Source organism: Novosphingobium sp. (assembly GCF_036733805.1).
In the GTDB taxonomy this organism is placed as follows: domain Bacteria; phylum Pseudomonadota; class Alphaproteobacteria; order Sphingomonadales; family Sphingomonadaceae; genus Novosphingobium.
The window spans coordinates 1-24324 of the sequence record NZ_DAIMZT010000047.1; the positions used below are offsets into that span (position 1 = coordinate 1).

General features: G+C 62.5%; 13 protein-coding genes and 4 pseudogenes. 11 read left to right on the forward strand and 6 right to left on the reverse strand.

All coding sequences use genetic code 11. The features are described from left to right. The 3 genes and pseudogenes from V7D69_RS11415 to V7D69_RS16205 all read right to left on the reverse strand — a co-directional run. Positions 1 to 9295: autotransporter-associated beta strand repeat-containing protein (locus V7D69_RS11415; RefSeq protein WP_333605857.1), on the reverse strand; the 9295-nt coding region annotated here is incomplete at its 3' end. A gap of 931 nt (positions 9296 to 10226) precedes the next feature. Next, entirely contained in the window at positions 10227 to 11039 is an 813-nt protein-coding gene (locus V7D69_RS11420) for a sulfotransferase family protein (protein ID WP_333605858.1), read from the reverse strand. Positions 11040 to 11104: 65 nt separating this feature from the next. Then, a pseudogene (locus tag V7D69_RS16205) lies at positions 11105 to 11648 on the reverse strand (IS66 family transposase); the annotation flags it as partial. A 140-nt stretch (positions 11649 to 11788) separates the two neighbouring features. On the opposite strand from V7D69_RS16205, the gene V7D69_RS11430 reads away from it, so the two are divergent. From V7D69_RS11430 to V7D69_RS11440, 3 genes are all read left to right on the forward strand, one after another. Continuing rightward, positions 11789 to 12715 (forward strand): AraC family transcriptional regulator, encoded by a 927-nt coding sequence (locus V7D69_RS11430; RefSeq protein ID WP_333605859.1) that lies wholly within the window; start codon positions 11789 to 11791, stop codon positions 12713 to 12715. Between the two features lie 65 nt (positions 12716 to 12780). Next, positions 12781 to 13092 carry a tetratricopeptide repeat protein gene (locus V7D69_RS11435; RefSeq protein WP_333605868.1) on the forward strand — a complete coding sequence of 104 codons (312 nt, stop codon included), beginning with the start codon at positions 12781 to 12783 and terminating at the stop codon, positions 13090 to 13092. 54 nt (positions 13093 to 13146) lie between these two features. Then, complete coding sequence (locus tag V7D69_RS11440; RefSeq protein ID WP_442947054.1) at positions 13147 to 13470, forward strand: tetratricopeptide repeat protein; 324 nt, start codon at positions 13147 to 13149, stop codon at positions 13468 to 13470. Between the two features lie 267 nt (positions 13471 to 13737). Here V7D69_RS11440 and V7D69_RS11445 read toward each other — a convergent pair whose 3' ends face one another. After that, the gene (locus tag V7D69_RS11445; RefSeq protein WP_333605860.1) at positions 13738 to 15144 is read right to left on the reverse strand and encodes a tyrosine-type recombinase/integrase; all 1407 of its coding nucleotides are present in this window, start codon (positions 15142 to 15144) and stop codon (positions 13738 to 13740) included. Positions 15145 to 15675: 531 nt separating this feature from the next. Between V7D69_RS11445 and V7D69_RS11450 the strand changes: the two genes are divergently transcribed. From V7D69_RS11450 to V7D69_RS11465, 4 genes are all read left to right on the forward strand, one after another. Continuing rightward, the gene (locus V7D69_RS11450; protein ID WP_333605861.1) at positions 15676 to 16389 is read left to right on the forward strand and encodes a hypothetical protein; all 714 of its coding nucleotides are present in this window, start codon (positions 15676 to 15678) and stop codon (positions 16387 to 16389) included. Positions 16390 to 16401: 12 nt separating this feature from the next. Next, positions 16402 to 17598 (forward strand): XRE family transcriptional regulator, encoded by a 1197-nt coding sequence (locus tag V7D69_RS11455; protein WP_333605862.1) that lies wholly within the window; start codon positions 16402 to 16404, stop codon positions 17596 to 17598. A 254-nt stretch (positions 17599 to 17852) separates the two neighbouring features. Then, positions 17853 to 19028 (forward strand): Fic family protein, encoded by a 1176-nt coding sequence (locus V7D69_RS11460; protein WP_333605863.1) that lies wholly within the window; start codon positions 17853 to 17855, stop codon positions 19026 to 19028. 92 nt (positions 19029 to 19120) lie between these two features. Beyond that, a complete protein-coding gene (locus V7D69_RS11465) occupies positions 19121 to 20065 on the forward strand; it encodes a LysR family transcriptional regulator (RefSeq protein WP_333605864.1) in 945 nt (314 codons plus the stop codon). Here the strand turns inward: V7D69_RS11465 and V7D69_RS11470 are convergent. Together V7D69_RS11470 and V7D69_RS11475 are read right to left on the reverse strand one after the other, a co-directional pair. Then, a complete protein-coding gene (locus tag V7D69_RS11470; protein ID WP_333605865.1) occupies positions 20029 to 20286 on the reverse strand; it encodes a DUF2274 domain-containing protein in 258 nt (85 codons plus the stop codon). The genes V7D69_RS11465 and V7D69_RS11470 overlap by 37 nt on opposite strands. Then, positions 20283 to 20966, reverse strand: a pseudogene (locus V7D69_RS11475) (TrbI/VirB10 family protein); the annotation flags it as partial. The pseudogene V7D69_RS11475 and the gene V7D69_RS11470, both read right to left, overlap by 4 nt. Here V7D69_RS11475 and V7D69_RS11480 point away from each other — a divergent pair. The 4 genes and pseudogenes from V7D69_RS11480 to V7D69_RS11495 form a co-directional block, all read left to right on the forward strand. Then, positions 20966 to 21766: a fumarylacetoacetate hydrolase family protein gene (locus tag V7D69_RS11480; protein ID WP_333605866.1), complete on the forward strand. Its 801-nt coding sequence runs from the start codon at positions 20966 to 20968 to the stop codon at positions 21764 to 21766. The pseudogene V7D69_RS11475 and the gene V7D69_RS11480 overlap by 1 nt on opposite strands. Positions 21767 to 21815: 49 nt before the next feature. Beyond that, entirely contained in the window at positions 21816 to 22868 is a 1053-nt protein-coding gene (locus tag V7D69_RS11485) for an aromatic ring-hydroxylating dioxygenase subunit alpha (RefSeq protein ID WP_333605867.1), read from the forward strand. 128 nt (positions 22869 to 22996) lie between these two features. After that, positions 22997 to 23166 (forward strand): annotated as a pseudogene (locus tag V7D69_RS11490) (succinyl-CoA--3-ketoacid-CoA transferase); the annotation flags it as partial. Then, positions 23163 to 24324: pseudogene (locus tag V7D69_RS11495) on the forward strand (acyl-CoA carboxylase subunit beta); the annotation flags it as partial. The pseudogenes V7D69_RS11490 and V7D69_RS11495, both read left to right, overlap by 4 nt.

A 24324-nucleotide genomic window follows, 5' to 3' on the forward strand; every position in this document is an offset into this window, starting at 1 on the left:
CGAGCACCGACCCGGCGGAGAGCGCGAGGTTGCCATTGATCGTCAGCGTGCCGACATTCTTGGTGCCGGCTGCGAGCGTGGCGCCATCGGCAATCGTTACATTACCGCCGATAATGCCCGAGCCGCCGAGGCTCGCGCCCAGCGCGATGTTCGTCGCGCCCATCGCCGCCGACTGATCGCCGTTCACGAACAGGCTGCCCGCCATCACTTCGACATCCCCGGCGAAGCCGTTGGCCCCGGTCAGGACCAGATCGCCCACGCCCGCCTTGGTGAACCCGCCGGTGCCCGAGACGGTGCCACCCAGGGTCAGCGTCGTGCCCGGATCGGTGAGCAAGGTGCCCGCCCCGAGCAGATCGACCGCACGGTTCGAACTCATCGTGGCGGTGGTGCCCAGCGTGCCGCCATTGAGAGTCAGCGCGCCTGCCGCGTCGCCGAGATTGGCGTCGCTCGAAATGCGCAGCGTGCCCGCATCGATCCGGGTGCCGCCCGTGTAGTTGTTGGTCCCCGAAAGCACCAGCGTGCCGAGATCGGATTTGACCAGCTGGCTGTTGCCGATGAGGGCGCTGCCGATCGTCGCGGTATAACCGAGCCCGACGGCCGTGCCGTCGCCCACCCGGATCACCGACTGCGGCCCGATCAGGGTCAGGTCCTGACCCGTGATCGTATAGCCGTCGCTCGCGAACTGCATGCCTGACGCGCGAACCGCTCCCAGGCCGTTATCCAGGCTGACCGTTCCCGCCGCGCCACCGAAGATTGCAAAGGCGCTGTCGAGGAAGGGCGCGTTGATCGATGCATCATCGAGCGTCCAGTTGTCGTTGCCGGATACGTTCTGCCAGACGCCATCGCCACCCGTTATGAGGCCATCGTTGCGAACACCCGCCGCGCCATCCCAGAAACGCAGAGCGAGGCCGTTGGTGTTGATCAGGTTGACCTGACCCGCGACCGAGATCTGCACATAGAAATCGGTGCCCGACGGGATCGAACCGATCGCAAGGCCGTTGTTGGTCAGCGTGCCGCTATAGTTGATGACCCGGTAGATGCCCGGATCGAAGCTGCCGCCGCCGCTCGTCGTCACGTTGAGCGTGCCGCCGAGCGTGAGATCGCCGCCGACATTGACGAGGTCGTTGAGCGGCCCGCCGACTATATCCGACTGGCCGAACTCATAAGCGAGCACGGCGTTGGGGCTGAAACCGAGATTGCCATTGATGGTAAGCGTGCCCGGACCGGTCGCATCGCCCGGCGTCAGCGTCGCGCTGCCGCCGACCAAGACGTCACCGCCGATCGTGCCAGTTCCCCCGAGCGCGCCGCCGCCGAGCACATTGGTCGTGCCGTTCGCCGCGGTCTGGTTGCCATTGATGAGCAACGTGCCGGACGAGATGACCGTCGATCCGGTATAGCTGTTGTCGGCGGTCAGGATTGTGGTGCCGGCGCCCTCTTGGCGGACATCGCCCGTACCGGAGATCGTGCCCGCGAAGCTGTATTCGTTCGAGCGGTTGAAGATCAGCCCCGAATTGTTGAGCACATCGCCCGTGATGCCGCCAGTCGTGCCGCCCACACCCAGTTGGAGCAGGCCCGCGCTGATCGTGGTGCCGCCGCTATAGTTGCTGTCGGCGGTGAAGATGGTCGTGCCAGAGCCGATCTGGCTGACCACGCCGTTGCCGCTGATTGCGCCGGCGAAGGTGAGGCTGTCGGAGCGGTTGAAGGCGAGTAAGCCATCATTGGCGACATCGCCGAGGATCGCGCCGCTCGTCCCACCATTGCCGAGCTGGAGTGTGCCCGCCACGATCGTCGTGCCGCCTGCATAGGCGTTGTCGGCGGTCAGCACGAGATTGCCCGCGCCGTCCTTGGTGAGCGCACCCGCGCCTGACACTACACCGTTCAGGGTCAGCGTCGTGCTACCATCGGTCAGGAACGTACCCGCACCCGCCAGATCGACCGCACGGTTCGACGTAATGCTGGCCGTGCTGTTCAACGTGCCGCCATCGAGGCTGAGGCCCCCGACCGCATCGCCGAGATTGGCGTCGCTCGAGATGCGGAGCGTACCGCCGTTGATCGCCGTCCCGCCCGTGTAGCTGTTCGCCCCCGTCAGAACCAGCGTACCGCCCAGATCCTTGATCAGCCGCGCCGGTCCGGCGAGCTCCGCGCTGATCGTGGTCGTGATGCCTGCATCGGCTAGACTGCCGTCGCCTATACGCACGAACGCGTCTGCGCCGGTCAGCGTCAGCGGACCACCGGCGATCACATAGCCGTCCGTGGTGAACTGCATGCCCGCGCTCAGCACATTGCCGCCGCTGTTATCGACCGTGACCGCGCCGCTGGCGCCTTGGAAGATCGCGAAGCTCGCCTGCGCATAGTCGGCGTTGATCGTGCCGTTGACCTCGGTCCAGTCGTTCTGGTTACCGCCGACGCGCCACACGCCGTCGTCGCCCTGGATCACCCCGTCATTCTTCGGCTGGCCGGTGCCGTCCCAGAAATTGAGCGTCAACCCCGCCGTGTTCGCCAGGTTGACCTGCCCCGCGATCGCGGTCTGGACGAACACGTCGCTGCCCGGCGGCATCGTGCCGACAGCAAGGCCGTTATTGGTCAGCGCGCCCGAATAGTTGAACATCCGGTACACGCCCGGCCCGAAGTTGCCGCCCGGCGTCTGGGTCACATTGACCGTGCCGCCCAGCGTCAGGTCGCCGCCCACATTGACGAGATCGTTGAGCGGCCCACCCGGCACATTCGCCTGGCCGAACTCGAAGTTAAGCTGGGTCGTGGTGCCTAGCGAGAGGCCGCCATTGATCGTCAGCACACCGACGCCGTTCGAACCGGCTGCCAGCGTGCCGCCGTCAGCGATGGTCACATTGCCGCCGATCGTGCCGATGCCACCCAGCGTCGCGCCCGACGCCACACTGGTCAGGTTCGTCGCGCCCGACTGGTCGCCGTTCACCAGTAGCGTGCCCGAATTGACGGTTGTCCGGCCGGCATATGTATTGTTGCCGGTCAGAACGGTCGTACCCGGACCTGCCTGAGTGAAGCTGCCACCGCCCAGAATCGTACCGCCCAGCGTTAGCGTGCCCGACCGGTTGACGACGAGCGCGCCATTATTGAGCACATTGCCGGCGATGTTACCGGTCGTACCGCCGTCGCCGATCTGCAGCGTCCCCGCGCTGATCGTCGTCCCGCCCGTGTAGCTGTTGTCCGCGGCCAGCACGAGCGCGCCGGAGCCAGTCTTGGTGAGTGCGCCCGGCCCCGATACCGCCCCCGTCAGCGTCAGGGTCGTTCCGGCGTCAGTCGAGAAGGTGCCTGCGCCTGCCAGATCAACCGCACGATCCGACGTGAAGCTCGCCGTCGTGTTCAACCGCCCGCCGTTAAAGGACAGACCTCCGCTCGCCGCGCCCAGATTAGCGTCGCTCGATACCTGCAATGTCCCGGCATTGATGCTCGTGCCGCCCTGATAGCTGTTCGCGCCGCTGAGGACCGTGGTCCCCATGCCGATCTGTCGCACCGCGCCCGTGCCCGAAATCGTTCCTGCAATCGCAAGCGTGCCCGAGCGGTTGAATTCCAGCAGTGCATTGTTCGCGACATCGCCCGCGAGCGTACCCGACGTGCCGCCATTGCCGACACGCAACACGCCCGCCGCGATCGTCGTCCCGTTGCTGTAGCTGTGGTCGCCGGTCAGCGTCAGCGTGCCTGCCGCCTGCTTTTCCAGCCGTTCGAAGCCGTTGACGTTGGCGCCGTCGACCGTCATCGCGGCGGTGTTGACCACCTGCAACAGGTCGGACCCCGCCGCGCCGTCGATAAAGGCGGCGCTGATACCCGCCCCGTCATGCAGGACCAGCGTGTCATTGTCCGCGCCCAGCGATAGTGTGCCGCCGCCCGTGTTCACGGTGCCGAACAGTTCGACGCGATCCGTGCCGTCGCCGAGATTGCCGCTCGCGCGCATGGTGACGCCATTGCCCAGCATCACGGTCTGGCTGCCGCCGTCCCCGCTGATGACCGTCTGCGCCCCGGCGGTGCCTTGCAACGTGCCGTTGACGACCAGCGTCGAATTTCCGGTCATGGCGAGGGTCGGCGTCGTCAGCGCGCCCGTCGTCCCGTTGCCGATCTGCAGCGTTCCACCGCTGATCGTGGTGGCGCCAATGCTGTTGGTCGCCGAGGTCAGCACGCTCGTTCCGGTGCCGATCTGCGCCAGCGTGCCGGGGCCGCTCAACGTGCCGCTGAACGTGAAGGTGTCGCTGCGGTTGAGCGACAGCGTCGAGGTCGCTGAATTGACGATCACATTGCCCGCGCCGGCATTGCCGGTCGTGCCGCCGTTGCCGACCATCAGATTGCCGTCGTTGATGACGGTGTTGCCGGTGAAGCTGTTGTTGCCGGTGAGCACCCAGGTGCCGCTGTCGTTCTTGGCCAGCGTCGTCCGGCCAGTGCCGTTGTCGGCAATGGCCCCGCCCATCGTGTTGAGATCGGTGTTGGTGCCGCCGAGCGCGATCGTGCGGGTCGCGTTGGTGCCGGTCAGGCCGACCGTCCCGGTATTGGTGAACTGCAGGGCGCCGGTGCCCGAGGACTCGATGTAGGTCACGCCGGTATCGAGCGTGAACTGGCGGTCGGTCGTGTCGCCCGTGCCGACATAGCGCAGGGTCGAGCCGTTGCCGATCACCAGATTGCTGGCGGCATTGGTTGAAGCGCCGATGCTGCTCGCCGCGCCGCCGTCGCTCAGCTTGTCGACGATGAGGATGCCGCCGCTGATCGTCGTGGCGCCGCTATAGCTGCTGGTCTGGTTCGTCAGGCGCCAGGTGCCCGTGCCGGTCTTGGTGAGCCGGGAGACGCCGCTGCCATTGTTATCCAGCCGCCCGGCGAACAGATTGGCGCCCGTGTTGGTGCCGGTCAGCGTCAGCGTGCGGGCAGCGTTCGTGCCGGCCAGCGTCACCGGAGCGGCATTGGTGAATTGGACGATGCCGGTGCCCGATGCGTCCAGCGTGCCACCGCTGGCGCCCAGAGTGAACTGCCGGTCGGTACCGCTGCCCCCGCCCACATAACGCAACGTGCCGTTGATCGTCAGATTGCCCGGCGTGGCGCCGGATGCGCCGATCGCGCTGTTCACGCCGCCATTTTCAAGGCAGCTGACCGTCAATACGCCGGCATTGATCGTCGTCGCGCCGGTGTAACTGCTGTTGCAGCCGGACAATATCTGCGTTCCAGCTCCATTCTTGATCAGGCTGCCGGAGCCGCTGATCGCGCCGGCATATGTCTGACCCAGGCCGTCCCTGATCGTCAGGGTGCCCGTGCCCAACGCGATGTTGCCCCCCAGGGCCCCTCCGCCGATCAGGGCGCCCGCATTGGCGTTGAAGTTGTTCATGTCCAGCAATACGCCGGCGGTATTATCCAGCCAGAACGAATTGGTGGTGCCGAAGGCCGTGGCCGAGCCGGCGCGCAAGATGCCGCCTCTTACGCGGGTGTTGTTGGTATAGGTGTTGTTACCGGACAACACCATCGTGCCGGGGCCGTCCTTATACAACTCGCCGCCGCCGATCACCTGACCGCTGAAACCGAGCGTGGTGGCGGCGTTGGTCACGTTGACGACGCCGTAACCGGCAAGATTGAACCCGCGATCGATGCCGATCGTCCCGCCGGTGTAGTTCAAGTTGCCATTGCTGAACACCAGGTTGGCCGACGCACTGCCGGAGGCGCCGATGCCGCTGGCCTGCCCGCCGTTGGCCAGGCAGTCGGTCGCGATGGTGGCACCCTGCAGCGTTGTGGCGCCGGTGTAGGTGTTGTTGCAGCCATTGAAAGTCTGCGTACCGCCGTCGGTTCGCCACACGCCGCCGGTGCCGCTGATGACGCCGGAATAGTTGCCGTTACCGGACGCGATGCGTAGCGTGCCCGAACCGAGCGTGACATTGCCGCCATTGGTCCCGCCGCCATTGAGCGGACCGATCATGTTGTTGAAGTTGTTGAGGTCGAGCACCACGCCCGCCGTATTGGCCAGATTTGTGCTCGAACCGGTCAACGCTCCGAATACGTTCGCCGCGCCCGCGCGCAGAACTCCGTTGTTGACGCTATTGCCACCGGTGTAGGTATTGGCGCCGGTCAGCACCAGGGTACCGGCGCCGTTCTTGGTCAAGCGACCGCCACCGACCACGATGCCGCTGTCGGTCAGGGTAGTGGCCGCCGAGGTCACATCGACGATCCCGCCACTCGCGCCCAGGGTGAAGCCGCGGTTGGTCGTGGTCGTGCCACCCGTATATTGCAGCCCGCCGCCGTTCAGAACGAGGCTGGTCGAAGCGCTGCTCCCCGCGCCGATGCTGCTCGCCTGCCCGCCGTTGGCCAGGGTGGCGGCGCCCAACAGGCCGCCATTGACCGTCACTATGCCGGTGAAGTCGTTGGCCGCATTGGCCAGCGTCAGGGTGCCGGGACCGCTCTTGGTGAAAGTGGCGTCGTCCGGACTGGTAACCAGGCCGCTGAAGGTCAGATTGGCAGCCGCGCTGGTGACTTCGATGGCGCTGCCGAGGATGGCCCCCGACTTGCCGAAGGTGAAACCACGGTCGCTGGTGTCACCCGCGCCGGTATAGCGCAGCGTGCTGCCTTCCAGCACCAGATTGGACGAATCCGCCGAGGACGCCCCGATGCTGCTTGCCACGCCGCCACTGCCGATGCTGGTCACCGCCAGCGTGCCCTGCACGATGCGCGTGGCGCCGGTATAGCTGTTGGCGGTGTTGGTGAGCGAGACCAGGCCCGTCCCGGCCTTGGTGAAGCCCATGCCCGGGCCGTTGTCGACGATTTGCGAGGCGATGGTGAAATTGCCGGTGCTGTTCTGCTGGACGCCCAGCACGCCGCCATTGGCGCCGGTCAGCATGCCGCCGGTGATCAGTTGGTTGTTAGTCCCGACGGTGGGCGCGACGATGATGGTGCCGTCCACCCCCAGCGTGTTGCCGGCGCCCACGGTCACCGTGCTCGGCTGCCCCACGGTATATTTGAGTCCGCCGAGTTGAACATTCCCGGCGACCGTGTTGAAGAATGGCGTGTTGGCGAGTCCGCCGGTATCGGTGATATACTCGTTGCTTAGCCAGGTGGCCGCATCGTCCTTCTCGGTATAATCGGCATCGGTGAAGGCGAGGATATTGCCGCCCACCACCTTAGCATAATCGGTGCCGTTGACGGTGGCCCAGCCGCCGAGCGTCGTGTTGGTGGTCGTGATGTTGCCGCTCGTTGGCAGGACGAAGTTCATCAGCCCGCCGGTGCGGGTGATCGCACCCAGGTTAACGGTCAGGCTGCCGCCGCTGCCGGACGTGGCGCTGATGGTGTTGTTGCTGCCGGTGATGTTGAGGCCATTGAAGGTCTGGGTGTTGCTTTCACCCGCCGCGCCGAACACGTTAACCACACCGCCCGCCATATTGAGCGTAGAGGCGGCGGAGATGATGTTGCTCGCCGGTCCGCCGGCGGGACGGAAGTCGAGCGCGAGGGTGCCTCCACCGATCGTGGTGGCGCCGGTGTAGGTGCTGGCACCGGTCAGGGTCTGGACACTATTGCCCATTTTGGTGAGCCCGCCGCTGCCGGCGACGCTACCGCCGAAACTCGCCGTGGTGCCGGTCGGCCCGTCGATCGTCAGCAGCGCGCTTCCCAAGTCCAGCGTACCCCCGGTACCCGTCAACGTGGTCAGCGTTTGGCTAAAATCGTTGAAGTCCAGCGTACCACCATTGACCTGAAAGGTCTTCGAGCCGGCGAAGGCCGTGGCAGACCCGGCGCGCAGCGTGCCGCTGTCGACGATCGTCTGGCCGGTATAGGTGTTGGCGCCTGAAACCACCCAGGTTCCGGCCCCGGCGCCGCGCAGGTTGCCCGCCCCGGAGATCACGCCCGAAACCATATTGTCTGCGCCGGTGAAGCTGCCGCCCAGCGTGGCGGTGCCGCCGATGCCCACCGTCCCGCCCAGCGTCAGCGCCCCCGTGCCGTTGCTGTTGAAAGAGCCATTGGAGATGCTGAAGCTCTTGTTGGTGGACTCTCCTGCACCGACATAGGAAAGATTGCCGCCGCCGATGGAGATCGCACCGGTGCCCAGCGAACCGGCGACGCCTGCATTGGAAAGCAGCGCGGCCTCGACCGTACCGGCGCCGCTGATGCCCGCCGTGCCAGAAAACGTATTGGCGATACCCAATCTGATCGTACGCCCGGCGCCGGCGCTGAATGAAGCGGTGCGGCCGTTGTTGCTGCTGATCACGCCCAGCAGATTCATGTCCCCTGAATTTGCGCCGAAGCCGAAGGTTTGCGAGCCGCCCCCGGCAGAAATGTTGCCGGTCAGGGTCAGCGCCCCGCTGCCGTTGTTATGCAGGAGCGCGCCCCCCGCATAGTTGCCGGGATTCATCTGCCAGTTGCGGTTGGAGCTGTTGCCGGCGCCGGTATAGGCGAGTACCGAATAGCCTAGGGCCTGACAGCATCCCGGCCCGATCATGATGGTGCCGTTGGCCACGGTCGTGGGCGCGCCAAGCGCGCTCGCCTCGCCCAGATCGCCGATCGAACTGAAGGAGTTGGTAACGCCGCCCCAACCGGGCAGGGTCGTGAACTGGGTTTGCCCCTGGTAGTTGTTGGCGTTGTTGGTGAGCGCGATGCCGGCCCCCACGTTCAGACCGCCCGCGCCCGTGTAGAACTCGTCCCCGAGCCCGCCGCCCTGGATAGTGCTGATGCCGCTCACGAGATTGATCGTGCGGCTTGCCGATATCGCGCCGCTCGCTGACAACGTGCGGCCATTGCCCAGATTGATCACGTTGCCGGAACTGCCCAGCGCGGCATCACCGATCGCGCCGATGGCGAGATGGCCGCCCGTGGCATTGATGGTCCCGGTGAAGCTGTTGGCCGCGTTCAGCGTCAACCATCCTCCGCCCGTGATGTCGATCCCGCCGCCGAAGGTGTTGGCGCCGTTCAGCGTCAGGTTGCCGGCGCCGGCCTTGGTCCATCCTCCCGCCGTGGTAACCATGGATCCGATGGTCGAAGTACCCGTCGTCACCGTCAGCGTGGGATTGGCGCCACCCAGGGTTAACGTGCCGCCGTTTATAATATAGCCGTTGGTCTGGAACGTGATATTGTGCACCGTGATCGGCGTACCCACCGTCACGGTGCCCGCGGTTCCCCCGAATATGGCGTCATCGAGCGCCGTGTTGTTCCAGGGGCGGAAAGGCCCACTCACGCCATCGGTGCTGAGGCTCCATATCGGCGCGGTCTGGTTCCAGGTGCCGGTGCCGCCTTCGCCGATCGCTGTGCCGTTGACGTCCCAATGAACCGTCTCCTGGGCCCAGGCGGAGGCCGTGGATACGACGGGAGCCATCGTCAGCAGTGCCCAACGGCAGACGCTTGCCCGCATCATGGATCGGGCCGATGCCCGGCCTAACCGCGGACGCCAGCAACTCGCGGGCGCACCTGGGATCGGATGAGCCTCGCGGACGATCCTCACATAAGCCACCGCGAAGCTCCTTACCAAGGTATTAAGCGAACAATTTCAGATCCATATCGTAATGATCTGCAACATAACGCGCTATCCGATATCGGAAGCGATCGAGTTAACCATGACATTGCGAGGGGCAGACGAATGGCAAGTGTGATCTCGTGCGAGTTCCACGACATCGATCATTTTCGCGAGCATTTGGTCGGCTGGATACGCCCGCGATACAGATCGATCCGGGCCGGCTGCGCATCAACTTGCACCGTTTGGATCTTGGGGGCGTGATTTTTTCAGATATTCGCGTGGACAGAATGGTGATCGATCATTCCCGCCCGGAAGCTGGCTGGTTGAAATGCATCATCAACCTGACGCCTGCCGTATATTGCGGGATCGAGGTCGCGGCGGGCCACTTGACCGTTCTCACTCCCGGCCGTGAATATCGAAGCATTCTCGCCAAACGCTGGCATTCGATCGAAATCATTGTTTCGGCATCGGTCCTTGCCGACGAGGGTCTGCGATTGCCCGCGCACCTTGCGCACGACCCCAGAAACGCCACTATTTCCCTGCCAATCGAATTGGTCGGCGTCTTTCGTCGTTTGGCCAGGGTGGCGTTCGGTAGGCCTACAGATGGACCCATCCGACGAATGACCTCGGCGACCGGCGTGCCGACCTCCGCCTTGCGCAGCGCAAACGCGATCTGCTCGCCCGTGAACTTCGACTTCTTCATGCAAAATCTCCAGCTCCAATCAGCTTTGATTCTGCCAGATTCCTCTCATTCCTGCTGGTGGCATTTTCCGGGACAGGGTCACCCATCTATTCAAACCACCCGGACTCCATGGATATTGGCTTGCGTATTGAGCCAGAACGCATCGTTCTCGAAGCGACGGAAAATGTCCGGCGGCAATATCGTCCTGCGCTCGTGCATGGCCACCTTGTCGCTGACCGTATGCAGGCCCGGCATCCCCGTGTGAGCATCGAACGCTTCGGTATCGAGATGCACCTTGTTGAAATCGTGCTGGAACGGCGCTTCCCCGATGAAATCGTAGACTGCCGCCATGGCTTTGGCGGGATCGCGCGCCAATGTTTCGTACTGCAGCAGCATCAAATGGCGCGCATGTTCGCCAAAAAAGGCGTTCTTCAACGCATTGTAGGAGTAGCCCAGCAGGCCGTCGCCCGTGGCGAAACCCTCGGCCCGGTGGTAGACGGTGCTCCCGGTCTGGAAATTGACCATGAAGGATGGGCGCAAGGCATTTTTCTGAATCGCCCTCTCCAAGCTGTCGATGATCCAAGACAGGTGGCGCACGCAGGCGATGACCTTGAAGTCCGGATAAAGCTCGCTCAATATATGCAGTTTGGAACACCATGTACGGCTGGTGTCGAAGATGAGATCCCCTGTGAAATCCGCGCCATAATAATTTGCGAAAAGGCCGCGCAACACGCGCCGGCGCTGTTCATCGGTAATGAAGATGGAAAATTCATTGCGATCGCTCATTTCGCCCAGCATGGTATCGACCATGCCGGCAAGCGGGCTGCTCATATGCGCGTGGAATCGCGGGTTTTGCCGCAGCAAGGCGGCCAACAAGGTAGAACCAGACCGGGGCAGGCCAGAGATGAAATGAATGGACTGCACGCCTTGTCTCCTTGATCTTTAGTAATTCCTAGCCCGTCTTACTCGTCAGGTCGCCTGATTTGCTAGACCTTGTCATATCCGGCATAGCCGTCAGCCTGGAGCAGACCGGTGAATGGCCTGAGATCGCTCTGCGGATGGATGCCGCTGCGATCGGGAGTGAACCGATACCAGGCGAGCGCTGGCGTGTTGGCGCCCGAAGCGCGGTCATCGACGACATAGGCCCTGAGCCGCGCCTGCGCGATCCGGCCCTTGCCGGGCACGAGCATCGGCACCGGTGTGCAGTCGGTGTGGAGCTTGGCGGCCTTCAGCCCTTCCTAGCGGATACGGCTGACGATCGGGTCGAGCAGATGCGCGGCCCGGCCTGCCCAGCCGGCGAGGGTTGAGCGATCGATGTCGATCCCTTGTGCCGCTATCATCTCTGCCTGGCGATAGAAGGGCAGATGGTGATCGAACTTGTTCACGATGACACGGGGAGCGTGGCAAGCTTGCCTTGTCTCGTGCTATCGCCTTCACCGGGGCCGGGGCCTGGACGATCCTGTCGCAGGCGCGGCAGATATACTTCGGCCGCACGGTGCGGATAACGCGCCACTGAACCGGGTCAACTCTCAGCGGAGATCAACACACCTGGCCCCTAAAAGGTTTGTTAATCACACAAATTCAGATGCATATCCTAGTTGTTTGCTAGGGTGCCGCTATCCGATATCGGAAGCCACCGGATTAACCATGGCTCCAGTGGAGGCGGCAGGCTGGTGAGAAACGTGATTTCGTGCGAATTTCTCGATATAGATCACTTTCGTGAGCAACTGCGTGGCTGGGATACGCCAGCAATACAAATTGATCCCGGAAAGCTCAGCATTCGGCTGAACAGTATCGATCTAGGTGGACTGATTTTCTTTGACGTCCGGGTGAACCGGAGGGTCATAGATCATTCGCGTATAGAAGATGGATGGCTCAGTTTTGTGATAAGTCTCTCTCCCGCGGTATTTTGCGGAATTGAGGTTGACCCAGGTCGATTAACTGTCCTGACGCCAGGGAGGGAATATAGAAGTGTCCTTTCCAACAACTGGCATTCGATTGAAATTGTCGTTTCGGTATCCGTTTTCGAAGAGGAGGGTCTATGGCTACCACCTCACTTTGCGGATCCAGAATGTGCAACGATCCCTTTACCCGTCGAACTGGCCGGTATCTTTTATTGCCTGGCCGAGGCAGCGTTTAATGGGAAGGAAGCTGTCGATGAAGCCAGGCTGCGCGGCGCGCTGCTGCGGGCGCTGGACAAGGCGCTGAGGATTGGCGCGCGCGGAAGGGATACTCTTCATCCCGGGCGGGCAGTCGAAGGCTATCGGCTGACGCAGCAGATGGTCCGGTATATTGAAAGCAGGTTCGGGCAGCGAATCGCCGTGAACGATGTCGCCCGCGAACTGAACGTCACTCCACGTGCGCTACATTATGCTGCACGATCGACCTTTGGCATGAGCCCGCTCGATCTGATCCTTGCATTCCGCCTCAACCACGTCCGCAACGAGCTTTGGGATATGCGCATGTCTGAAGCGAACGTTACACGTGCCGCGCTGATGCAGGACTTCGGTCATCTTGGACGATTCTCCCAACAATATAGCGTCTTGTTCGGGGAGCTGCCTTCACAGACACTACAGAGGATCCGATCGATCGTAGCTTGATCGGAAAGGACAATCTGATCGCGATTCCCTGTGGATCGAGGACAGGTTGATAGCGCGGAATAGTGATGCACCCCGATCTGGCCCTGGCCACGCAAGCCTTGCGGGATAACGATCTGGCAAAAGCCGAGGCACTCATACGCGCCTGTCTGGCGAAGCAGCCGGCGAATGCCGAAGGCCTGAAGTTGCTTGCCCACATCGCTGCCGCGACCGGGTTTGTCGCGGATGCGGAGCAACTTCTGCGTAAGGCGACCGCCATCAAGCCGGCGTTCGTCGAGGCGAACGCCGATCTGGCGTCGCTTCTTTGCCGCCTTGAGCGCGCCGAGGAAGGCGCAGCGATGCTCGATCGCGCCATTGCAAGATTTCCCGGCGCTGTATAGCCGCTCTCGCTCAAGGCCGCCGTCCTCGATTCCGAGCGGAGAACTGAAGAAGCCGTGGCGCTCCATGAAGAACTGATCGGCCGCGCGGGACATGCGGCGGTCCCATGGCTCAATTATGGCCATGCGCTTCGGGCTCTTGGACGCGTCAGCGACGCGGTTGCCGCTTACAGGAAATCCCTGGAGATCGATCCCGGCAACGGATTTGCCTGGTGGGGGCTGGCCGGTCTTCGGACGATCCGGTTCGAGATAGATGACATTGCGTTGATGGAGGGCGCCCTTGCCAACGTCGGTGATACGCTACAACAGGTCCAGCTTCATTTTGCCCTGGGCAGCGTCGGGCGAACAAGGCAACTTCGGACAGTCGTTCCGCCATTATGAAATAGGGAATCGACTTCGACAGAAGCTGGTCTCCTATAACCCTGACCTGACCAGCGAGGGCCGTATCTCACCACGGTCGAAGCGTTGAAACTCGCGGCGCAGGGCTTTGGGAGGGACGTAACGAAGCTTTCGTGCTGCGCGGGCTGAGAAGGGCAAACTCGCTGCCGCCAAGCATGGCGAGGGCCTGGGCAATAATTGGAAAGTGCTGACGAAGGCACGGGACTACCGACAAGTGACGTCGTCTGGATGGATATGGCCCGCTTCCTATCAGGGTGCGAGTGCGTTGATGACGACCCGCAGGCGGTCGGCTTCCACGCCGCCCTTCATGAGCGTTTCGGCCACTCTGCGGATCAGTTCCTCATCCTCGTCGGGAGCCGGGGCATCAACTTCAAGGTCGTTCATGCCCGCGAGCGCCGCGGCAATCCGCTCAGCCACGCGATCAGCCGCTCGACGAGCCGGGCTGTGCTGGACGTGTGCATATATGGCCGTCGATCGCGGATTGGCATGTCCCAGGATCGCCCCGGTGAATGCCATCGCTTCACCTGAGGAAATCGCTGTCGAACCCATCGTATGCCGCAGCGTATGCGGGGTCACCCCGGACAGGTGAGCCTTCTCGATCACCTTCTTCCAAGGCGTCTTGTAACCTCGGAAATAGCTATCCCCTCCTCCGGCCGGAAAAACGAACTCGGAATCGTCAGTCTGCTCGATTGTCTTGATCACAGCGATCGCGGCGGCACCGATCGGCCGCACGGCTTTGCCGGTCTTGGTGTCTCCGAAACGTAGGCAGCCATGCTCGAAATCGACCTCGTGCCATTTGAGGCTCGCGATCTCCTCGCGGCGACATCCGGTCAGCATCCACAAGCGCATGATGTCGAGCGCCTTGCGGTTGGTTCCATCCTCTTCAAGCTCGCGCAGGGCTTCGCCGAAGCGCTTGACCTCCTCGAGCGTGAGGAAGCGTTCCTTGTGGTTGTCGGTTTTCTTGACCGCCGCGGTCTCGCAAGGGTTGCGGGTGACGATCTCGCTGCGCCGCGCGAAGCTGAATACGGCGGACAGGTCGCGAAACACCTTGCGCGCGGCGCCTTCGCCGCCTCGCACGACTATGCGCTTGCGCGGGCCGATCTTGTCGTCCCGCGCCGTCTTTCCAGCCGCCACGTCACGGAAGAAGCGTTCGATGTCGCCCGCGTTGACTTCGCTCACCCGGCGGTTACCCAGCAGCGGGACGACGTGATGGCGCAGGCGCGCAAGTGTATATTGCTTGGTCAGCGGCTTCATGGGGGCGCCTTGCCGCTTGCCGCGCTGAATGAAGCAGCCATGCTTTTCGTAGAGATCGATCAGCTCGCTGATTCGCATCTCCTTGCGCTTGGCCTTGAGCTCGGCGGCGGGATCCACCCCAGTTGCGGCGCCGCCCAGTATCCTTCTCGCCTGTCTGCGAGCCTCTTCCGGAGTTAGGGCTCCGTATCGGCCAATGGTGACACGACGCTCGGGAGCCCTGCGGCCGCCGCCTTCTGCGCGGTACTTTGCCAGGAACGTCTTGATGCCGCTCGGTTCGATACGAAGACCAAAGCCCCGCAACTCGCTATCCCAGAGATGGTAGCGCTTTTCTCTCGGTGGAGAGGCGTCTACAACTCTCTTTGTGAGAGGAATATTGGCAGATTTTTGTGCGTTTCGAGGCATTTTCAGTTCACCACCCGTTCACCACCGTGACGGAAATTCGGGGCTATTTCGGGAGTATAGCGGAGTAAAGGAATGGAGAAAAGTCTTTGATTTATAGTAGTTTTTCGTAAAATCGAAAACTGTGGCGTAGTGTTTTACAACTTTGCCAAGGTTGGGGTCGAGGGTTCGAATCCCTTCGCCCGCTCCAAGTTTCCTTAAGGAAATCAGAGCGATAAAGATGGCTCTTCGGGGCCGTCTTTGCTTACCCGCCCCCAAACGGACTGCCGGGTAAGCGGGGGGTAAGCAAAAGGGGTCCATTTCAGACGATAAGCTCTCAGCGGGCCGTCATTGGACCATCCGGCTGACCACCACAGATGCAAGATCCCCTCACGCTGACACCGAAGGTCGGCCCACGTGGACGGAGGAATGCGCGATCAATTGAAATGTGTCAGACTGACAGCGAATCGCGCAAATAATCTCCAGTCCCATCTTGCGATACGCAAAAAGTCGTGGCATAAATCATTCCTGAAGCATACTTCGGGGAGCTGGCCCATGACTGCGGACGAGATCAAGGCGCGCATTGTCAGCACCTTGCCACGAGACCTGTTAATCGACCTTCTCGATACGGCTGTCGCGCGGGCGCGTCAGGCCCATGAACTCATCCGCGACAACACGGACCTGACCGGGCGTGGCGCTCGCGGCTTGGAGGGGCAGGCCCGTTTTCGGCTGATGGAAAAGGGCTTTCAGGATACGTGCGAGTTGCACGGGGGGATGCGGTTGGAAGGGGATGTGATCCCCGGCACGGACCTTCGTTACTATCAGCCGTTCATGCGCTTCGGGGGCGATCGGCCTGGTGTCCTGCTCGGTCTGGCGTCGATCCCGGAGCCGAAAGAGTTACCAACCAAGAACCAATCCCGGTTCGCTGGCGTGACGCTTAACTACCACCTGACGCCGCGCCTAGACCTGGAGGGTGACGGCGGGACGGCGAAGCCCGGCGACATCTTCGTCCTGTTCCTGTTCGCACGCGACCCGTCGCAGGGCGGTCGCCTTCAGGAAGTCGCGATCGGCGTCATCGACACCGGGTATCAGGGCTTCCTTGCGTACGAGACGGTTGAGACATTCATGGAGGCCTATGCTCCGCCCTCCACCGAAACGGAGCGGGCCCCGGAGAGCCAGCCGCTTGTCACGCTGAAGAAGACACCCAAGGCTTTCAGGCCGCCGGAGCAGCCGGATTCTGACGAGGCGGCCGACGGCCCGGCGGAATAGGCACCGACGGCTATGCCAATCGGTACACCAGGCTTCGAGCCCGGCCGCCTGACGGAGGCCAGGGCAGCGCGACGGATTCCAAGCATGTCGGCGCTCGCGCGGGCGATGAGCTTGAACCCCAGCACTGTGTCACGTTGGGAGGATGGAAGCTCGGCACCCGATCCGGAGACACTGGCCCGTCTGGCTGCGTTCCTGGGGGTGCGGCCAGAATTTTTCTTCCGGGCTGAGCATGTTTCAGCGCGGCCGATGTTCCTCCGCTCGCTTTCGTCCACGCTGGTCCGCGATCTTCAATACCAGAGCGCGCAGATGCGCTGGCTGCAGGAGATCAGCCACGCGGTCGAGCATTATGTCGACCTGCCTGCCGTCGATATTCCAGACGTGACGGCCGGCGCGAATTACCACCAGCTTCGCGATGAAGACCTTGAGCGCATTGCGCTCGATTTGCGACGCCATTGGCGTCTCGGCGACGGCCCTAGTGGGGATATGGTGCCGTTGCTTGAGCGCTTCGGCTTCATCGTCGGCGTCATCGAAATGGGGACAGTGAAGCTCGATGGGCTGTGCAGTTGGTCGCCTGTCGATGACAGGCCGCATATCCTGCTCGCGAGTGACAAGATGTCCTTTGCACGCCGGCAGATGGATGCCGCGCATGAAATGGCGCACGCGATCCTTCATAGGGATGTCACTGAAGAACAGTTCAAACGAGACTTGAAGCTGATCGAGACGCAGGCGTTTCGGCTGGCCAGCGCGTTCCTGCTTCCCTCGACGACCTATCCGGTCGAGATGCGTTTTCCATCGCTCGCAACAATGGTGACAGCGAAGGAGCGTTGGCGTGTGTCGATCAAAGCACAAATCAAGCGTCTGGCCGATCTCGACGTTATCCCGGGTGACTTCGCCACTCACCTCTACAAGCTGTACTCCGCCAAGGGATGGACGAAGGAAGAGCCATTCGATCGCCAGTGGGCGCCCAGTGAACCTCGGGTGCTTCGGGACGCGCTACACCTGATTGTCGATGAAGGTGTCCGGTCAAAATCGGACCTGTTGGCGCTCGAATTCACGATTCCGGCGGGCGATGTCGAAAATCTAACGTGCCTGCCGCCCGGCTGGTTCACTCATGAGGCGGCGACAGTGGTTCGGCTCAAGCCCAGCCCGGGCCAGGCGTCTGCGGGCGCGGAAACAGGAGAGGTAATTTCGTTTCCCCGGAAAGGGTAACGACGCGTTTGATCCGCGCGGCCGGGGCGCCCCCGGCCTCGCCATGCAAGGTGTGTTTGCACACGGGTTGGGACGTGTCGTTGCTCTCGGGGACGGCGGCAGGGCTTCCACCTGATCACAGGGTAACGGGGCCCGCCCGATTGCCCGCCCGTGCAGATGTGGCATCACACGGGCAGCCTTGAATTAGCCCCACTCGCTATTAAGATATATGGCGATATGCTTTAATAGCGGCAAAGCTAATTAAAGGATCGCTTGTGACCAACGGAGAGAACCAAAGGCTCGGGGCCTATGTCGAAACGAGCGCGGGAGGCGAGCGCGTGCGCGCCTATGTGCCTGCCCCGCTGCCGCCGAAGCCGCCGCTCGAACTCGGACGGTTCATGCGGGTCTACGAACGCGCCATTGCCGCGGTCGGGCGTCTCGACGGCGTGACGACGGTCCTGCCCTCGACGCCTTTGTTCCTCTACATGTACGTCCGCAAGGAAGCCCTGCTGTCCTCTCAGATCGAGGGGACGCAATCCTCGCTTTCCGATTTGCTGCTGTTCGAAAATCATGAAGCGCCGACGGTCGAACTCGACGACGTGACTGAGGTCTCGAACTACGTTGCGGCGATCGAGCATGGCGTCTCTCGGATGCGGGGCGGATTTCCCCTGTCGCTCCGGCTGATCCGCGAAATGCACGCCATCCTGCTCAAGTCGGGACGGGGCGCTGCAAAGCAACCGGGCGAGTTTCGCCGCTCGCAGAACTGGATCGGCGGAACCCGGCCCGGCAACGCGCTGTTCGTGCCGCCGCCGCCGAACCGGCTGGACGAATGCCTCGATGCGCTCGAGCGCTTCCTGCACAGCGAGGATGCGGCGCTGCCCCCGCTCATCCGGGCGGGCCTGGCACACGTCCAGTTCGAGACGATCCACCCTTTTCTCGACGGCAACGGGCGCCTGGGCCGGCTGCTCATCACGCTGATCCTGTGCGAGGCGGGGGTGCTGCGCGAGCCAATCCTCTATCTCAGCCTGTTCCTGAAATCCCGGCGCGACGACTATTACCGGCTCCTGCAGGAGGTCCGGCAGGCCGGGACATGGGAGACCTGGATGGAGTTCTTCCTGACCGGCGTCGCGGAGACCGCTGAACAGGCCTCCGCGACCGCGCGCGATCTGATCGCCATGTTCGATGCTCACCGACAGCAGGTCGCCGGCCTCGGCCGCGCGGCCCCATCCGCGCTCCGAGTCCACGAATTGATGCAAGCCAGCCCGATCGTCACCATCCAGACTGTCTCCGAGAAACTCGCCGTCTCTTTCCCGACCGCCAGCACGGCGCTGGAAAACCTCGCCAAGATCAACGTCGTGCGCGAGACGACGGGACGGCAACGCGGCCGGATTTACGCCTATTCGGACTATCTGGCCTTGCTCGATCGCGGCACGGATCCCTTGCCGGCCTGACGCGTAGGGGAAGATCGAAACCAAGCGCAACGTATATCGAGATGGAGGCCAACAGGGAGGGGCGGCAAAGTTTGTAGGAGGCGTCGGCGCGTATGCAGGCCGACGATGTGAACGGCGTGGACATAGAGCTTCGTGATTTGCGTTTGGCGCTCGTAACGTCACAGCACCGCAGCCTGCGACAGGCGGCGGAAGCTCTGAACATACGCCAATCGACCCTGAGCCGCCGCCTACATGAAATCGAGCGCCAGCTCGGCGTGGTGTTGTTCGAAAGGACGAATGGCGGCACTCGTCTCACTACCGTAGGCTTGGAGTTCGTCTCGAGCGCCAAGCGGATACTCGATGACGTGGACACGGAACTTCGCCGGCTCAAAAGCAGAAGCCGCGGCGAACTCGGCCTCTTGACCATCGGCGTTCATGCCTCCCCTTCGGCTGGGAACATGCATGCGACGTTGGTCGAATACCATCGGCGCTTTCCGGATGTGGATGTGCGCACGGTCGATGGAAGCCATGAGCGGCTGCTTTGCGCCCTCGCGGGCAACGCCGTCGATGTCGCGATCATGACCGGCCAAGCGACGGCGTGGGACGGCCGCGTGCTTCCACTATGGAGCGAGCGGGTGATCGTGGCTTTCCCCGAGCATCATGCGCTGGGCCAAAATTCGAGGATTCGCTGGGCGGATCTTGCAAATGAAAAGTTCCTCGTCCCGCAGCAAGGCCCTGGACCGGAATTGGAAGGGCTGCTCACAGCGAAGCTTCGTCATGCGGTGGGCTCCCAGCACATCGTCCATCAAGACGCTTCACTGGACAGGCTGCTGAGCCTGGTCAGTGCGAATTATGGAACGCTCCTGATGTTCGAGGGCGCGACGGGGGGCCGCTACGAAGGCGTCGTCTACCGGGAAGTCTGGGACGACGACGGTCCGACCCAAGTCAAATTTATGGCGTGTTGGCGAGACGCGAACAGCAATCCCGCGCTGGGGTCGTTCCTGGCGATGCTGCGCGAGCACTACCCCGATTTCTCGGCCGATCCGCCAGCGCCCTGAGCGCTTCGATCACGACGCGCTTTGGCGAAGGCGCGGTCGGTCGCCATGAATCGCTCGATCATCGGCACGACGAGCTTCGAAGGCTCGGGAGCCGTTTGGCCGGTCGTCCGGCCGAGCACCTGAGCATAAGCGACGAGATCGCGATGCACGGCGGCCGGTAGTTCGAGGCTGATTTTGACTGGCTTGTCGTCGGTCAGTGGTCCGAGCTTGAGCTTCGTCATGGCGTGCCTCCCTGACCATAGGGCGCCAGCACCAGGTCGCGCGTGACGATGACACGAACCGGGAAGCCCGGTCGGATGGTGAGCGTCGGCTGGATGTTGAGCTGGCGCTGCACGATCTGCTGGCCGGTCTGGCTGATCGAGTTCGAAGCGCCCGAGCGGATCGCCTGGACGAGATTGTTCTCGTTCTGGCTCGTACCGGCTTCGGCGCCGACGCTGAGGAGGGTCGAGAGTACGGCGGCCTTGAACAGCATGCCCCAATGGTTATCGACCTCGTCTTCGAGCCCCGCATAGCCTTGGGTATCGGCGCCTGGCTGTCGTTCCAGCACGATGGAATTGCCGTCCGGCATGATGATGCGCGTCCAGACGAGAAGGATGCGGCTCTGACCGAAGGCTACCGAGCTGTCGTATTGTCCGATCAGCTTGGCGCCCTGCGGGATCAACAGGTATTGCCCGGTCGGGCTGTCGTAGACGGCCTCCGTCACCTGGGCAGTGATCTGGCCCGGAAGATCGGAGCGGATGCCGGTGATGAGCGCCGCAGGGATCACGGTTCCCGCCTGCACGACATAGGGCGAAGCCTTGGCTTCGAGACGGTCGGGGCTGACCGTTCGCTTGTCCGTCGCGGCGTTGAGAAACGCAGTCTTGCGATCCTGCATGTTCTGCGCGGACCCAGCATCGACGGGTGCTGCTTGACGACGGTCGCAGCGTGGATGGCGACAAAGCTGCTTATTTGCCGCCCTGCGATCCTACCAAGATCATCTGCGTTCATCTCAACTACAAATCGCGAGCGATTGAATCGCGCAATTCGCTGACTGCAGTGCCTTACCCAACCTATTTCATGAAGCCGATCTCTTCGCTCAACGGGCATCGCGGCGAGATCGTCCGGCCTGCCGATTGTCAATTCCTCAATTATGAGGGCGAGGTTGCGGCGATTATCGGGAAGGTCACGTTCAATGTCGCGCGGGAGGAGGCGTGGGAGTGCATCGCGGGTTTTGCCCCGGCGCTCGACATGGGGCTCCATGATTTTCGCGACACCGATGCTGGGTCCATGCTGCGCGTGAAGGGACGCGACGGCTTTTGTCCGATCGGGCCGGGCCTCGTGTCCGGCATCGATATACGTGAGCAGACCATCCGAACGTATCGCAACGGATTGATCGTCCAGGAAGCCCAGATCGGCGAAGAGATGATCTGGGCCCCCGATTTCCTGGTCGCGGACCTCTCGCGCCATATGACGCTGATGCCTGGCGACGTGATCATGACGGGAACGCCCTGCCACTCGCGTCCGCTGGATCCGGGCGACGTCGTTGAGGTCGAGGTCACCGGCGTCGGCCGTCTGACAAATCATATCGTTGAAGGCCCCGTTCCTCGTTCCGGCGACGGATTCCCTCCGAGCGACACCGCTGAGGCGCGGCGGGTCGCTTTCGGTGTCGATGATCGCGTCCCTCAATATTTAAAAGACAATTACTGGGCTGCATCACGGTGAAAGGCTCCATCACAGTGCGACCGGCTGCAATCGAGGAAGGATAGGCCGCATGTATCCGTTTAAGGAAGACGAAGAGTATCCGCGCAATCAGTGGTATATTGCAGGTTGGCGCGACGAGGTCGATCGCAGCCTGAAGGCGCGGACAATTCTGGGCGAGCCAATCGTCCTGTATCGAACGAAGGCGGGGACACCGGTCGCGATGACCGATCGTTGCCCGCACCGCGGCTTCCCGCTCTCTCGAGGCGAGCTCATCGGGGACGCAATCCAATGCGGCTATCATGGCTTCACCTTTGCAGCATCCGGGGATTGCGTGCGCATCCCTTCACAGGACAAAATTCCAAAAATCTATTGTTCGCGAATCTATCCCGTCGCAGAGCGCTCGAATTTTGTCTGGATCTGGATGGGTGATGCCAGTCTTGCCAAGCCAGAGTTGATCCCGGATCCGATGGGCGACATCGCCGACCAGTCAGATTGGTGTTTTACGGTCGGTGGCGTCGAAGATTTGCAAGGCCGCTATCAGTTGCTTCACGATAATCTGCTCGATCTGTCCCACATCACTTTTTTGCACGCGGACACGATCGGTAGCCCGCGTGTCGCCGCCACGCCGGTCTCGCTCGAAACATTACCGGACCGTATCCTTGCGAGCCGCCTCGTGGTGGGCGAGGAGGTGGAGGGATTAGGCTTGGGCAAAGCCATGGCGATCCAGGGGCCGGTAGATCGCAAGCAGTCTCAGCAGTTCTTCCCGCCTTCGTTGCATACGACCGGCGCCGAGTTCGTCAGTTCGTCGCAAGGCGGTATTGAACCCGGCCGTAGCTTTGGGACTTTGCGGGTCTTTCATGGCGTCACGCCCTGCACGCCCACCACAACGCATTATTTTTGGGGCTTCGCGCGCAATTTTGCGAAAGACGATCCGTCGATAAACGAAGGCTTGCGGCGGGTCATTATGGACACGATCGCCCAGGACAAGGCGGGTATCGAAGCTATCGAGGCGATGCTCACCAACTACGGTAATCCGGCGCGCGAGATATCCGCAAATGTCGATCGTGTCGCGATGCAGGGGCGTAAGTATATGGAGCGTCAAATCGCAGAGGAATGCCGCTAGATGCCGTAATGCGCCGGCGCCTCCAAGATAGCCAGTGAGCCAGAATGCCAGATCGGCTGTTTCGACGAATGGGACTGACGGTAGTTCGCATCGGCCTAGAGGCAGGCCCTCTCTCCCATCCCAGTGGCTGCGCGCTGCCGCTGACCGGCAAGAATGTGGTCGATATGATCGTGACCGATCTCGCCGTCTTGCAGCGCCCGCACCACCAGAAGCCCCTCGACCTGATCGAACTCGGCCAGGCGTCACAATCGACGAGGTCAAGGCCAAAACTACCGCCAACTATGAGGTCGCGCTATGAGCGCTCCGGTTCTCGACACGAAATTACTGCCGGATGGTGATGGCTTCCGTGCCAATGCCGTTCACAATCGGGCGCTGGCGGATGAACTGCGCTCCAAGGTGGCCGCCGCAGCGCAGGGCGGCTCGGAAAGCGCGCGGGACAAGCATGTGGCGCGCGGCAAGCTGCTGCCGCGCGATCGGGTGGAGCGTCTGCTCGATCCCGGCTCGCCCTTTCTGGAGATCGGCCAGCTGGCGGCCAATGGCCTTTATCGTGACGAGGTGCCCGGCGCCGGCGTGATCGCGGGCATCGGGCGAGTATCCGACCGGCAGGTAATGATCGTGTGCAACGATGCCACCGTGAAAGGCGGCACCTATTTCCCGGTTACGGTCAAGAAGCATCTCCGCGCCCAGGAAATCGCCCTGGAGAACCGGCTGCCCTGCATCTATCTCGTCGACAGCGGCGGCGCCAACCTTCCCAACCAGGCGGAGGCGATCTTCACGGCCGCAAGTCCGGCGCAGTCGATCATGTCGCAGAAAATGACGATCATGCCCTCAGCATCGTTCGCGATATCGTCTCGACGCTGCAACCCCAGGCCGCGCCCGGCATCAATCTGCGCGATCCGGTTCCGCCGAAATTCGCGGCCGAAGATCTCTACGGCATCGTTCCCCCGGACGTCCGCGCACCCTATGACGTGCATGAGGTGGTCGCCCGCCTGGTCGACGGCAGCGAATTCCATGAGTTCAAGGCGCTCTACGGCAGTTCGCTGGTCTGCGGTTTCGCGCATATCTGGGGCATGCCGGTGACGATCCTGGCCAACAACGGCGTGCTGTTCAGCGAAAGCGCAGTGAAGGGCGCCCATTTCATCGAACTGGCTTGCCAGCGGCGCGTGCCGCTGCTGTTCCTGCAGAACATCTCCGGCTTCATGGTCGGCGGCAAATATGAGGCAGAGGGCATCGCCAAGAACGGCGCCAAGCTGGTGACGGCGGTGGCCACGGCCACCGTGCCCAAGGTCACGGTGCTGATCGGCGGCAGCTTCGGCGCGGGCAACTATGGCATGTGTGGCAGGGCCTATGATCCCCGCTTCCTGTTCACCTGGCCCAATGCCCGGATCAGCGTGATGGGGGGGCTTTGTTGCGCAAATGGGCGGAGGGATTCCCGTTGTGAATCCAGTTTGTTAGT